The sequence below is a fragment of the Hymenobacter sp. BT491 genome (assembly GCF_014349165.1).
Taxonomy (GTDB): domain Bacteria; phylum Bacteroidota; class Bacteroidia; order Cytophagales; family Hymenobacteraceae; genus Hymenobacter; species Hymenobacter jejuensis.
Window position 1 is genome coordinate 714,617 of sequence record NZ_JACSJJ010000003.1, and the last position, 13,412, is coordinate 728,028.

The window sequence follows — 13,412 nt, forward strand, 5'->3', positions numbered from 1 at the left end:
TTGCGCCCAACCTCCTTCTTTTTTGGATTCTATTGGGTAGTTCGGGTCTAGACTTAAGCCGGTAGCAATATATTTGGTCTTTAAGCATTTAAAGCGCCAAAGCCGGTAGCTCCTATCACACGTTTCCTGCAATAGATAATTAATTTATAATCAATTGCTTATGATCAGAATCATCCTCTTTTTATGGTTGTACCTGCTTACATCAGCTTGTCAGAAGCATAGCCCAACGCCGGCCCCTTCTTTAGAAGGTACTTGGCTTGCCACTTTCACCGAAACAAATCAGTACACGGCGAATAACACTCTACTTTCCCAAAGCGGACTGGTAGCAGTGCCCAATTCCGAACTCTACAAGTTCACGACTACTACACTGACGGTCACTCCCTTTGTCATTACTTACAATTACACCCGCGAAGGCGACGCGCTAACGCTTCGGCCGACAGATCCCTCGCTGACGATCCCTTTCATACGGACCATCGTCACCTTAACCCAGACCGATCTCGTTCTGCAAGATAAACGCGCCTCCACACAAGGCACAGGCTATACTATTTCGCTTGTGCACTTGGTTCGGCGGTCTTGAGGCCGGATAGTAGTCCTTTGCTTTTTAACATAAGCCAGCAGGCAACGGCAATTGTCTTAAGACTGATCCAGGATTTCCTGCAAGTCGTGGAGGCGACGGCCGACTTGGGTGAGGATATCGGCGGGCACCGGAATTTGGGTGCCGTGGCGCGTAAACATGTAGCGTACCAGAGCCGTCAGAGCCTGTACCTCCTCCTGCAACTGCGTGTGCAGGTCATTCCAACGTGCGGCTCCTGATCGCGGCTGACGGAGGCAGGCATGGCGCACGACCAGCGTTTGGCTGACCAACGCAGCTAAGTTTTCGAGTAAGTGCCGTTCGCCGTCGCTGAAAACCCGCGGATGGCGATCGATGATGCAGAGGGTACCGATGCGGTGCTGGTTGGGCATGCGCAAGGGTGCTGCTGCGTAAAACTGAAATTTGTTGTTTCGGGCGGCCTGAGCGGCTTGCACCGTAATCAGAGGATCTTGTTCAAAAGTCAAGTCCGTGTATACCACCGGAGTTTCGTGCAGAATAGCGCTGGCACAAAGTGCTTCTTCACGAGGCTGGCCGTTGTGGCCTGGCATGCCGTAGTTGGCAGGGTAATAGACGTCGGTTTCCTCAACGAGGGCAATCAGAGAAACCGGGAGGCTAAAGATGCGCGCCGTCAGAGCGACAAACTCGTTGAAAACCGGTTCGCGCAGCGAATGGATTAAATCATGATCGCGGATGGAATGAAGCCGTTCGGCCTCGCTTGATGGAATCAAGAAGGAAGGAATAGTCGACATATAAAATTGATAACGGATATAGCATAGCAAAATAACGAAAATACTATTGGTTATATCGTGAATGCCTTGATTATGTATCTGTTCTGGCTTGTATTCAGTATAAAGTTATATTTTTTCAAGCTTCATTTTTATACAGTGTTAGTAAGCTTTCTCAACAACAGCAAGCATAGCAATATAGCCAGCAGGCTATTTCGGTAGACGCCTGTCCGCATATGGCTGAGCTATAGGAATTTTAATCGCCTTTCTGGTCCAGCTTGCTACGGGCGCAAGTAGGTTTATCATAAGAGCCTGCGCTGATGGTCTGGCTCGGGCGTTTTGGCCTCATCGGCTACGCTATTATCAGAGAGCCAGCAAACACAATCTTGCCCGCCCGGTGCCTATAGCGGACAACAGCAAAGCCAACAAGGCTTCATTAATGCAAAGTTTTGAATACCAATTCGTTACAAAAACAAGTTACGAAGCTTCCAGCTGCCCCTTGTGCGCCGGATGAAACCAAAGGGCGCAACAGCTTTGCACCAGCCGTATGCCGCTCAGCACCAGCACAAAAGCCAGAATAAAGGGCGAAAAAACGAGAAAAAAAATGGATACGAGCAGTAGCGTCGTTAGATGGGGCCCTTTATGTGAAGTTTGGCCGAGAGGAAGGGTAAGAAGCTGTTGCATGACGTTCCGGTTAGCCTTAAGGAAGTTTAAAGTACCGATCAATCAGCACAATTCCAATATAATCTATTGCTAATCAAATATTCGTCAGAAAGTCATGTTCTCTTTTGAAAGTACAATATTGTATAGCTTATGCTTAAATCAGCAAAACCTATGCTCCAAACGGCCAATTCTTGGAGCCGCGAGCGGTTTGTTCAGGGATGATCGGACGCAATTTTTACGGAAGCAACCAAGCATCTGTGCCTTTGAGCAAAGCCAGCCCATAGCCCCTGCGAACCTCGGCTATAGCAACTTCCAAGCGATATCCGGGGTATGAAGCAGTATTACCAAATTGTTAACTTCTGCTCTGGATGGTTATGGCGCCCACTCATTTCCTGCCCACGATAACGTCAGCATCTACAGCAGAAATCTGAAAAACAAATTACCGCACCTCCGATATGGCTCCTGCTTGGTTAGATCAACTTCTTGGTTTACAAGCTGATGCGCACACCATCACAACGGCTCAGATGTGTGTACGGGCCGTGGTTGTGTTTGCCGTGGGCTTGGCACTACTACGCTTTGCGGGCATGCGCACCTTTGGCAGCGGCACGGCATTCGACATGGTACTCAAGATTATTTTGGGGGCAGTGCTGAGCCGGGCTATTGTAGCGGCCTCGCCGTTTGGGTCTACGTTGTTGGCCAGCATGGTATTGGTGGTGCTACACCGGCTGCTGGCCATCGCGTCGTTCTACAGCAATGCAGTTGGTAAAGTCATCAAGGGCGCGCCGAAGAAACTGGCCCAGGACGGTAAGCTACTGACTGACAACCTGCGCCGGGCTAACATCACTGACCGAGACCTCCACGAAGGACTTCGCGAAGCCGCCAACGTCGACTCGATCAGTGAAACGGACATCGTGCAACTGGAGCGCAACGGCAAGATAACCGTAGTGAAGAAGAAGGAATAACTCGTCTTACTGCGCCTTCCGCAGCAGATAGCGCGTGCGAATGAGCGTATAAGAAGATATAATGTTCGTCGTAACAGGCCGTGTAGGATCGTTGAAGGCATTGCTGGATTCTATGAATTGCTTCATCGACAGATGCTTGCCAAGAGCCTGTATTTCAATAATTTACCAATCATCGCTAGCCAAATCGTTCAGCACCAGCATCCGGGTAGCGCCGCCTTCGAGTTGCTCAGTTTGCGTTAAGCGCTCATTTTTAGTGAACTCTCTTAAACTCTAGCTCGAGTTGCCCTGCCAAGCCGGCGCAAATGAAAGAAGGCCCAGTGCTCGACTGCACGTCTTCCAGCGCCGCAATGGTGCGACGACAACGGTACAATTTCCCTAACGCGGGAGCCAAAGTAGTAGACGTAGATGTGGCGCTGAGACCAAGCTTGGAAGGGGGTCGGTGCTGCGCCTGAGCCAGTGCTGACCCCGTAGCAATTCCTATTTAAAACAAGACTCGCAAAGGCTCGGCAAAGAGACAACAAGAGTACCAGAGCAGACATAAGAAGAGCAAGTTGCGGTGGAAGGAAAAGCGGCCGGCTCGACACGGGCCGGAGAGATTCTCCAGCCCGGCCGAGCCGGCCGCTTTTCTACTTCCGTGCCGATTTCTACTCGCGCTTCGTCTTCAGCATCTGCCGGAGCTGGGCCAACTCGTCGCGGTATTTGGCAGCTTGCAGGAAGTCGAGGTCTTTGGCGGCGGCCTCCATTTGCTTTTCGGTTTGCTTGATGAGCTTTTCGAGGTCGACGCGCGTCATCATTGCGATTACGGGCTCGGCGGCCAGCGTCAGCGTATCCGAATCGGGGCCGGTATAGGCCACGGGTTCAATGCGGCGCATATCCGACAGCGAAGTCTGGCTCCGAATCTCGTCGTGCGATTTTCGAACGGTTTGTGGCGTGATGCCATTCTCCTCATTATAAGCCATTTGCACAGCACGCCGCCGGTTGGTTTCGTCGATGGCCCGCTGCATAGAGCCAGTCATGCGGTCGGCGTACATGATAACTTTGCCGTGATCGTTACGCGCCGCGCGGCCCATCGTCTGGATCAGGCTGCGTTGGTCGCGCAGGAAGCCTTCTTTATCGGCATCGAGAATAGCCACTAAGCTAACTTCCGGCAAATCAAGACCTTCCCGCAGCAAGTTTACCCCAATCAACACGTCGATTACCCCTAGGCGAAGCTGCCGCAGGATCTCCACGCGGTCCAGCGATTTTACGTCGGAGTGCACATACGACGACTTGATGCCCAAGCGCTCCATGTATTTCTGGAGCTCTTCGGCCATGCGTTTGGTCAGGGTAGTAACGAGTACGCGGTCGCCCATTTTCACGCGGTTGTCCACCTCGTCGAGCAAGTCGTCGATTTGGTTGCTGCTCGGCCGAATGTCAATTTCGGGGTCCAATAGGCCTGTCGGACGGATAATCTGCTCTACCACCACACCTGCGGCACGGGTCAACTCATAGTCAGAGGGCGTTGCCGAAACAAACACGGCTTGCCGGAACATGCTCTCGAACTCGTTGAAAGTTAAGGGCCGGTTGTCCATTGCCGAGGGCAAGCGGAAGCCGTATTCGACGAGCGCGGTTTTGCGGCTGCGGTCGCCGCCCCACATGGCGCGCACCTGCGGTACGGTTACGTGGCTCTCGTCGATGACCATCAGGTAATCGTTGGGAAAGTAATCGAGCAGACAGAAAGGACGTCCGCCCGGCTCGCGACCGTCGAAGTAGCGTGAGTAGTTCTCGATGCCGGAGCAGTACCCCAGTTCCCGAATCATTTCGAGGTCAAACTCGGTGCGCTCCATGATGCGCTTGGCTTCCGAGTCGCGGCCTTCTTTCTCGAAGTAGGCGTGCTGCGCCATCATGTCAAACTGAATCTCCTTAATCGCCTGATTCAGTGTGTCTTTTCCCGTCACAAACAGGTTGGCGGGGTACAGCGAAATACTCTTCTCTTCGCTCAGCTTCTTGCCACTCTGCGGCTCGATGCGGTGAATGGCCTCGATTTCGTCGCCGTAGAAGAAGATGCGGTAGGCAAAGTCGGCGTAGGCCGGAAATACGTCCACGGTGTCGCCTTTCACCCGGAACGTGCCGCGCGTAAACTCAACTTCCGTCCGCGAATACAGAATCTGGACGAATTGGTAGAGCAGGTTGTTGCGCGAATACCGCAGGCCCGGCGCCAAGAAGATCACGTTCTTGCTGAACTCCTCGGGGTTGCCAATACCATAAATACATGATACTGAGGCCACTACAATTACGTCGCGCCGACCGCTGAGCAAGGTAGAAGTGCAGTGCAGGCGCAGCTTCTCAATCTCCTCGTTGATGGCCAAATCCTTCTCGATAAACACGTCGGTGCTGGCGATGTAGGCTTCCGGCTGGTAGTAATCGTAGTAGCTGATGTAATACTCGACGGCGTTATTGGGGAAGAACGCCTTAAACTCGCCGTACAGCTGAGCAGCCAGGGTTTTGTTGTGGCATAGCACGAGAGCAGGTTTGCCGGTTTGGGCGATGACGTTGGCCATCGTGAAGGTTTTACCAGTACCCGTAGCACCCAGCAATACTTGCGCCGGTTCGCCGCTTTCCACGCCTTGCACAAGTTGGGCAATGGCTTTGGGTTGGTCGCCGGTTGGCTTAAATTCAGAAGTCAGTTGATATTCCATCCAGGGAAATATAAGGCAGAAATGGCAGCCTAGGATAACCCTACCAAGGGAGTTTGGGTTTCCTCAAAAAAGAAAAACCTTCCGACCGCGGCCGCAAGGTTTTTCGTTAGCAAAACTGAATTCGTCAGCGATTGTCGCGCCAGACGAGGCGTTTTTCGGTGGCTTTGTCGTAAAAATCAGTGCAACGGCCATCGCCCGCGCCCGAAAAGCCGCCGCTGGGCGCGCAAATAGTGGTCATGCACTGGTCATAAAGCAAGTTGTACTGGTCGCAGCAGTCGCTGGAAATCAGGTATACTTTCTGCCCTTTGTAGGTGTACTCGTAGACTTCGGCCGCAGGATTTTGCTTGGGCTTGGCCTTCAATTCTTCGATTTTACGCTCTACCGCGTCGCTGGAGCACGGTTTGGCGTTATCGTCGTCGCACTGAAAAGCCATCAGGGTGCTGGTCAGGAGCAGGAAAGTTAGAAAGCGCTTCATGTGTTTGCAGCTAGTAACTACTTATCTAACAACGTTTTACCGTAACGCGTTTACCGGGCTATCGGCGCCGCTTTGGTGTTGCCAAACTCTACACTGGCTTCCATACCTACGGAATAGGGCCGCGAAGCATGCATAGGATTGGCATTGAGTGAATTCAGGCCGCTTTCGGCGCTCGGGCCGACGGCCAACGTCCAGGTAGCATCGGCCGGGCGGTACTGCATGCCGGCGCCGCCGCGCACCGCCGCCAGCACTTTCCGATAGGGGGAATCGGAGGACTTGAACGTGTCTTCGCGGGTGAGGCTGGGAGCGCCTTCTACCTCCGTGCGGCTGCTCAGCAACACCCCGACCACGGCACCCACTTTGGCGTACAACGAGATGCCGGTTTTGGGTGAACCGTAGCGAACAGCCACCGGTACGCTAGCCGTCTGGTAGCGATAGCGCGTGGTGCGCTGCTGCCCGTAAGGCATAGATACTTGATTATAAGCCATATACGGCACCGCTGCTTGGTTGCTAACGGTAGCACTCTTTCCGGCAAAAGCGGCCGTGGTGTTGTTGGCAAAGGCGTACGATGTTTTGGACGAAGCCTCCTGCCGGGCGGCTTCCATGCCCGTCAGGAGCACCCAGCGCTTGTTGAGCGCATAGCTCACCGATAGCGCCGCCCGCTGGGCCGGGCCAGGCCGCAGGTTTCGGCGGTACTCCTGAGCGCCCGCTTCGTACAGGTTGGAGGCGTTTCGGTAGTCGGCAGCAACGGTTGGAGCGGCCGAATACGAAAGGTTGGAGCTGGCCACCGCGCCGCCCGAGAAGTTGATGTTGGGGTTGTAAGACGCAGCACCATACGAACCTCCAACGCGCCACCGGCCGGTTTTGCTGCGGGGTTTTTCCTCTTCTTCAACACTAGCCCAATCCGTTGCCGATTTGGCCACAGCCGGCGGCGTAGTCTGCAAAGCGGGTTTGAGCGTGTCGGGGCGCAGGAAAGCAACCGAAGCAGTCGCAAAATCCGACAGCAGCGCGTTCACTTTGCGCGCCAGCAGCGAAGCCCCGTTTCCGTTCACCGATGCCGCATCGGAAGCAAACGCCGACGTAGAGGCAGAATTTCCGCCAACAGCACGCGCTTTACGACCTGATATAAATGATTGACTATCAAATGCTTGCAAAATATTAGTTTCCTCTCCCATCGCAGGGCTCAAGAAAGTAGTTCCGGCTGGGCTGCCAGCTTGCATAGCCAAGGCATTAGCAGCATCCAAATCCGTTTGGACGCCTGGTTCCGGAGCAGAAACGGCGTAAGAATCACCGGCCGGAGTGCGGTCAGCCACATGGGCAGTCGCGGCATCCGTTTTGGCCTCAAGGGTACCAGCAGCCGTTGTGGCCTCAAGCGGTGTCCGTTGGCTTGCCAACTCGCCCTGCGGTGCCAGCGACTTACCGGAACGCAAGCCAAGCCAGCCGCCAACGCTTAGCATAAACAACACGCAGGCGGCCGCCAGCCAGCGGTGCAGCAACAGACGGCGACGATACGTTTCGTTCTGGCGAACCAGCAGTTCGTGGTCGAGCTGCTCCCAGAGTTGGAAGCGCGGCGCCACTTCGGCATCCGCGAACTTCTGCCGAAACAGATGCTCCAGGTCGCCGGTCGACTGGGGGTCGGGTGTATTGTTATTTGCGGAAAGTCCCATTGGTGCGGTGAGCGTCGAGACGCTCTACTTTTGACTTTAAAATGACGCGGGCGCGGGAATACTGCGATTTGCTGGTTCCTTCTGAGATGCCGAGCATCTCCCCTATTTCTTTGTGTCCGTAGCCTTCGATGGCAAACAGGTTGAATACCATGCGGTAGCGCGGCGCCAACTCCTGAATCAGGCCGAGGAGCTCTTCGAAGCCGTAGTTGGCCAGCGTAAACTCCTCGCCAGCAAGGTCTTCGGGGTAATCGCCGCCATCGCTGACGGCCACCAGCGGCGCGTTGCGACGGTGTTGGCGGAGAGCGGCGTTCACCATGATGCGACGAATCCAGAACTCCAGCGGGCACTCGCGGCGGAAGTTGCGCAGGTTGTTGAACACCGTGATGAAGCCCTCTTGCAACACGTCTTCGGCCTCGAAAGTCGTCTGAGCGTAGCGCAAACACACGGCCATCATGCGGGCAGAAAACCGGTCGTAGAGGTGCTTTTGCATCAAGCGGCTGCCGGCAAGGCAACCGTCAATCAGCTCGGCTTCGCTGAGCTGAGAAGGCGGAGTAAGCTGGCGCACGGCAGCAGGGCTAGGATATATAGCAGAGGTAGACGCCGTAGGCGAAGCAGATTTTTCGCCGCCCAGCAATCTGCGCAGCCCACTGGCTCCGCCAAAAGCCGGTGACAACGCACTCATCGTTTTTGCCGACCTGCGCGGTCGGTGGTAAGCAGTGCGAAGGTGCAGATCCGGGGGCGAAAGCAGTTGCCCTGGAGGTACGATTGCCGCATAAGTGACCGATAGAAGTAACTAAGTATATACAAAGGCACCGTCGCTGGCGGGCCTTCTACCCACTAGAGGTTAGCAGGGGCGGTAGCGGTTGCATGGGCGATGCGCTTTTGCGTAATTTTTTCACAAACCCGTAGCCGACAGGCAACAAAATACGAACCAAGGTACTTGTTCCCAGTCACTCCTTCAGCGCTTTGTGCGGGCTCTCTCCGCAACCTAGCTCAACTGTTTGCGGTAAGACAGGAATAGATATTTCCGGCTGATTTTCAGCTATTACTCCATTTCTAAAGCCCAAGGCCCATGAAAACGCTTGTCTTGTTTTACTCTACTTATGGTCACATATACAAAATGGCCGAAGCCATGGCCGAGGGTGCCCGCGAAGTAGAAGGCAACGAAGTAGTCATCAAGCGGGTGCCCGAAACGCTGCCCCAATCCGTCCTCGACCAGATCGGCGCTACGCAGGCGCAGCAGGCATTTTCGCATATCCCGGTGGCTACGCCGAATGAATTGACGGAGTACGATGCCATTATCTTCGGCACGCCGACCCGCTATGGTAACCTGTGCGGCCAGATGCAGGCCTACTTAGACAGCACCGGCGGCCTGTGGGCCAAGGGTGCCTTGGTGGGCAAAGTGGGCGGCGTGTTCGTGAGTACGGCCACACAGCACGGCGGCCAGGAAACCACCATCCGCAGCTTCCACACCGAATTGCTGCACCATGGCTTCGTGATTGTGGGCTTGCCCTACGCCTGGCAGGGCCAGATGGGGCACGAAGAAGTGACCGGTGGCACGCCCTACGGTGCCAGCACCGTGGCCGGCGGCCAAGGTGAGCGCCAGCCTAGTGCCAACGAGCTAGAAGGTGCCCGCTACCAAGGTCGCCACACCGCCCAGATAGCCAAGAAGCTTGCTTCATAAGTAATTAACAATCAATTATTTACAAAATATCATAAGTCATCGCTGGTTACCTTAGTGGGGTGGCCAGCGATGGCTTTTTTATGCCATCGCTGAATCAGCAGAACCGCTTCCGCCTTGTGCATAATTACTGCCACTAAGCGCGCACAATGGCTTCGGAAATTGATTATATTTATTAAACCGAATACAGCATTATCTCAACTGCGGTTTGCGCGCGCCATGAAGAACACTTTATTCCGTCTTCTCTTGCTAACCGGCTTCGGCCTGCTGACCAACTTCGCGCCACCCGAAAAGCAAGGTACCAACGCGGCTTTGGTAGGCAAATGGAGCAAGGACCCCAACGCCGTATGGGAGTTTCGCGCCGACCGAAGCTACACCATGTCGATGGCCGATGGCAAAGCTTCGATTTCGGGCACGTACAGCGTTCGAGGCAACATGCTTATGCTAAGCGACTTATCGGCAACTGGCCAAGCCAAAGCCTGCGATGCCTCCCAAAAAGGCTTCTACATTTTTGCCGCCGACTCTTACACGCTTACGCTTTCCACCCAAAACGACGATTGCCCGGCCCGCAACCGCCTTGTGCCGGGCACCTACAATCGCAAGTAGTAGCGCCAAGAAAATCAAATCACAACTACTTGTATAGCAAATAGTTGCATACAGCACCTGAGGCACAGGCGCGGCGGGATGCTTTATCTATTCCAGATTTCCCAGGCTGCCTCTGCCTGAAAACCCAACATCTCGAAGCCATTCTTGATTTGAGCACCGGCTTCGCGACCTTTTTCCAGAAACAGGGTTTCGCGCGGGTTATAAATCAGGTCGAAGAGGTAGTGCTGGGGCGTAAGAAACTCGTAGGGAATGGGCGGGCACTCGGCCACATTCGGGTAAGTCCCTAAGGGTGTGGTATTTATGATTAAGCTATGGGCTTTTATAATTTCCAGCGAAAGTTCCTCGTAGGTGAGGGCCAAATTGAGCGGACTGCGCGAAACAAGCAAATACCGAATGTCCAACTCGCGTAGCGCGGCCTCTACGGCTTTGGAAGAGCCACCGGTGCCCAACACCAATGCTCCGGCCTGCTCGCCCGTATGGGGATAAAAGCTGCGCAGCGACTCCCGAAAGCCCAGATAATCTGTGTTGTGGCCAATCAGACGCCCATCCTCGGCAAACTCAATGGTGTTGACTGCCCCAATGCGCGCGGCCGTCGGCGATACTTCGTCGAGGTAAGGCCAGACTTGCTCTTTGTACGGAATCGTGACATTGAGCCCGACCAGATCGGGGTTGGCGCGCACTAAATCGGGCAACTCGCTGATAGATGGAATCTCGAAGAGATCGTAGCGGCAATCTGTGATATCGAGATTATGAAATTTCTGGGTGAAATAGGTCTGCGAAAATGAGTGACTAAGCGATTTGCCGATAAGACCGAATTGGCGCATACAAACGAGCGAATAGATAACGATCCCGAAAAAACAAAAAAACCGCCCCGAACAATAATTTCGGGGCGGTTTTTATCAAAACATACTGGCGAGTGGTTACGCCTGCGAGGGCCGCCCGCTGAATTTTTGTTTCAGAAACTGGAAGATCGGCGGCATCACCGAAATCAGGATGATGGCATAGATCACGATGGTGAAGTTGTTTTTCACCACCGGAATATTGCCAAACAGGTAGCCCGCCATTACCAACGAAATCACCCACAACAAAGCCCCCCCGACGCTGTAGCTGATAAAATACGCGTATTTCATGGTGCCTACGCCGGCCACGAAAGGCGCAAAAGTCCGCACAATCGGGATGAAGCGCGCCATGATGATGGTTTTGCCGCCGTGCTTGGCGTAGAAAGCCTGGGTCTGCTCTAAGTATTTGCGTTTCAATAGTTTAAAATCTTCACGAAACACCCGTGGCCCCAAATAGTCGCCGATGAAATAGTTGAGGTTGTCGCCGAGGAAAGCGGCGAAGAACAGCAGCGGAATCAGGTAGGTTAGGTGCAGCAGCGTCTGCTCAGAGCCGGGTGCAACTGGCTGCGCTGCGAGCGTGCCGGCCACAAACAACAGCGAATCGCCGGGTAGAAACGGGAAAATCACCACGCCCGTTTCGGTGAAAACAATCAGAAACAGAATCAGATACGTCCAGCCTCCATACTCCTGCACCACGTTGATGAGCGTTTTGTCGAGGTGCAACACCAAATCAAAAAATTGTTGAATAAGCGCCATAAGCAGGTTGAGTAGAGATTGGGCTACAAAGAAAGCACTAAAGCCGAGAAGAAAGGCGGCCTGCGCACACGAAGTAGCTGACGAGTAGGCCGGTAACGGCGCTGGTTAATACACAATAAGTTTGCGGACCAGCACTCCGGCCTCCGTTGGGAGCAGGAGTTGGTATAGGCCGGGCGCCAGCAGCAGCGGGATGGTTGTTTCCGGCCCCGCAAGCTGGCCCCGCAAAACGGTTTGGCCCGTGGCGTTGGTGAGGTTATACTCGCGCCGAAACTGTTGTGCTTCGCCAACCTGAATGGTGAGCATTTGGTGGGCGGGGTTAGGGTAAAGCTTCAGCTCGCCGGCATCGCGCCGGGCGGTAGCGGCCGTCACTACGGCGTAGCCCAAGGCTCGGGCCGCGTTGATGCGCCCGTAGCCGTAATACTGATCCCAGCCGGTTACATCTTGCGCAGCTGCACCCACGCGGTCGTCGGCCGTTTGCTCAATAAGAGCCTTGAGCTGGGCCGGCGTACGGGTTTTGTTTTGTGCCAATAGCAAGGAAACCAGTCCCGCAACGTGCGGCGTAGCCTGCGAAGTACCGCCCCAATAGGTGTTGTAGCTGGTGTTATTCAGGTGATTCAACCCGTAGACATAATTGCCGGGAGCCACCACCGAAATGTGCTTGCCGTAGTTGCTGCCGCTGCTGCTATCCCAGAAAAAAGGCGCCGTGCGGGTGTCATCCGGATTGGTCGAGCCGACGGCCAGCACATGATCGAGTGCCGCCGGATAGTAGGGCGAACTGGTGTTGGTGTTCATCATGCACGCGACCACGGTTACGTTGTGGGCGTAGGCATAATTCACGGCGTCCTGCATGGCCTGCGAGTTGGAAACGCCCCCCAACGACATATTGATGACGCGGGCGCCGTTGTCCACGGCGTAGTAGATGGCACTTATCCACCACGAATAATAGCCGTTGTTCTTATCATCTAACCCTTTGCAAATCATCAACTTGCAATTCCAGTCGACGCCGGCGTAGCCGATGGCGTTGTTGCCCGTAGCGCCGAGGATGCCGGTGACGTTGGTGCCGTGGCCGTAGTCGTCGGTGGGGTTGTTGGAAGCCGAAACGAAATTCCACCCCTGCACATCGTCGACGTAGCCGTTGCGGTCGTCGTCGAGGCCGTTGTTCGGAATTTCTTTGCGGTTTTTCCAGATGCGCCCCGCAAACTCCGGATGATCGAGCTTGCAGCCGGTGTCGATGATGGCCACCACAACCGTCGAATCGCCTTGCTGAATGGCCCAGGCGTCTTCCATCTTGATGTCGGCCCCGGCTTTGGCTGTGCTAAGCGAGAAAGAGCCGTTGTTTTTCAGCCCCCACTGCCGATTGTAGAGCTGATCGGAAGGCGTAACGGCCTGCACCCCGCCGCCGCTGCCCTGCTGATCCGGCTCGACGTACTCAAACTGCCCTGAGGCCCGGTACGCCTGCACTGCCTGCTCGACGCTGGTGCCAGCAGGCAGCGTGAGGCTATAGACCCCAGGACCATTGCCTTGCGCTAACCTACTGATAGACTGACACTTATAGGCAACATTCAGGGCATCAACAGCCTGTATTCCTAGAGTTACAATGCCTTTATAATCAACAGTTTGCCTGTACGCAGGCTTGGTGTCTTCTTTCAACCGAACCAATAAGCGGGGGGCTTCGGGCACCGTCTGGGCCAGCGAGGTGGCCGATAATAAACAGAGAGCTAACAATGCGTAGAGTTGCTTCATAAAGGCAGTAGGCATAAGCGGAATA

General features: G+C 54.6%; 11 protein-coding genes. 3 read left to right on the forward strand and 8 right to left on the reverse strand.

The features are described from left to right. Window positions 1-633: 633 nt before the first annotated feature. Window positions 634-1,341, reverse strand: coding sequence for a GAF domain-containing protein (locus H9I52_RS14640; protein ID WP_187454445.1), 708 nt, complete (start codon window positions 1,339-1,341; stop codon window positions 634-636). 1,094 nt (window positions 1,342-2,435) lie between these two features. Between H9I52_RS14640 and H9I52_RS14645 the strand changes: the two genes are divergently transcribed. Further along, the gene (locus H9I52_RS14645; RefSeq protein WP_187454446.1) at window positions 2,436-2,942 is read left to right on the forward strand and encodes a DUF421 domain-containing protein; all 507 of its coding nucleotides are present in this window, start codon (window positions 2,436-2,438) and stop codon (window positions 2,940-2,942) included. A 644-nt stretch (window positions 2,943-3,586) separates the two neighbouring features. On the opposite strand, the gene uvrB is transcribed toward H9I52_RS14645, so the two are convergent. The 4 genes from uvrB to H9I52_RS14665 form a co-directional block, all read right to left on the reverse strand. After that, window positions 3,587-5,620 carry an excinuclease ABC subunit UvrB gene (gene uvrB / locus H9I52_RS14650; RefSeq protein WP_187454447.1) on the reverse strand — a complete coding sequence of 678 codons (2,034 nt, stop codon included), beginning with the start codon at window positions 5,618-5,620 and terminating at the stop codon, window positions 3,587-3,589. A gap of 124 nt (window positions 5,621-5,744) precedes the next feature. Next, window positions 5,745-6,095, reverse strand: a complete 351-nt coding sequence (locus H9I52_RS14655; RefSeq protein ID WP_262386080.1) for a DUF6970 domain-containing protein — start codon at window positions 6,093-6,095, stop codon at window positions 5,745-5,747. A gap of 50 nt (window positions 6,096-6,145) precedes the next feature. Beyond that, window positions 6,146-7,762 (reverse strand): hypothetical protein, encoded by a 1,617-nt coding sequence (locus H9I52_RS14660; protein WP_187454448.1) that lies wholly within the window; start codon window positions 7,760-7,762, stop codon window positions 6,146-6,148. Continuing rightward, on the reverse strand, window positions 7,743-8,444 hold the full coding sequence (locus tag H9I52_RS14665) for an RNA polymerase sigma factor (protein WP_139515846.1): 702 nt from the start codon (window positions 8,442-8,444) through the stop codon (window positions 7,743-7,745). Before H9I52_RS14665 ends, H9I52_RS14660 begins: the two co-directional genes overlap by 20 nt. A gap of 390 nt (window positions 8,445-8,834) precedes the next feature. On the opposite strand from H9I52_RS14665, the gene wrbA reads away from it, so the two are divergent. Both wrbA and H9I52_RS14675 read left to right on the forward strand, forming a co-directional pair. Then, complete coding sequence (gene wrbA / locus H9I52_RS14670; protein WP_187454449.1) at window positions 8,835-9,446, forward strand: NAD(P)H:quinone oxidoreductase; 612 nt, start codon at window positions 8,835-8,837, stop codon at window positions 9,444-9,446. A 216-nt stretch (window positions 9,447-9,662) separates the two neighbouring features. Continuing rightward, window positions 9,663-10,049, forward strand: a complete 387-nt coding sequence (locus H9I52_RS14675) for a hypothetical protein (RefSeq protein WP_187454450.1) — start codon at window positions 9,663-9,665, stop codon at window positions 10,047-10,049. Window positions 10,050-10,132: 83 nt separating this feature from the next. Here the strand turns inward: H9I52_RS14675 and H9I52_RS14680 are convergent, their stop codons facing one another. The 3 genes from H9I52_RS14680 to H9I52_RS14690 all read right to left on the reverse strand — a co-directional run bounded on the left by H9I52_RS14680 (window position 10,133) and on the right by H9I52_RS14690 (window position 13,402). Next, window positions 10,133-10,873: a shikimate dehydrogenase family protein gene (locus H9I52_RS14680; protein ID WP_187454451.1), complete on the reverse strand. Its 741-nt coding sequence runs from the start codon at window positions 10,871-10,873 to the stop codon at window positions 10,133-10,135. 96 nt (window positions 10,874-10,969) lie between these two features. After that, window positions 10,970-11,644 carry a DedA family protein gene (locus tag H9I52_RS14685; RefSeq protein ID WP_139515842.1) on the reverse strand — a complete coding sequence of 225 codons (675 nt, stop codon included), beginning with the start codon at window positions 11,642-11,644 and terminating at the stop codon, window positions 10,970-10,972. Between the two features lie 105 nt (window positions 11,645-11,749). Next, a complete protein-coding gene (locus tag H9I52_RS14690; protein ID WP_187454452.1) occupies window positions 11,750-13,402 on the reverse strand; it encodes a S8 family serine peptidase in 1,653 nt (550 codons plus the stop codon). Window positions 13,403-13,412: the final 10 nt, after the last annotated feature.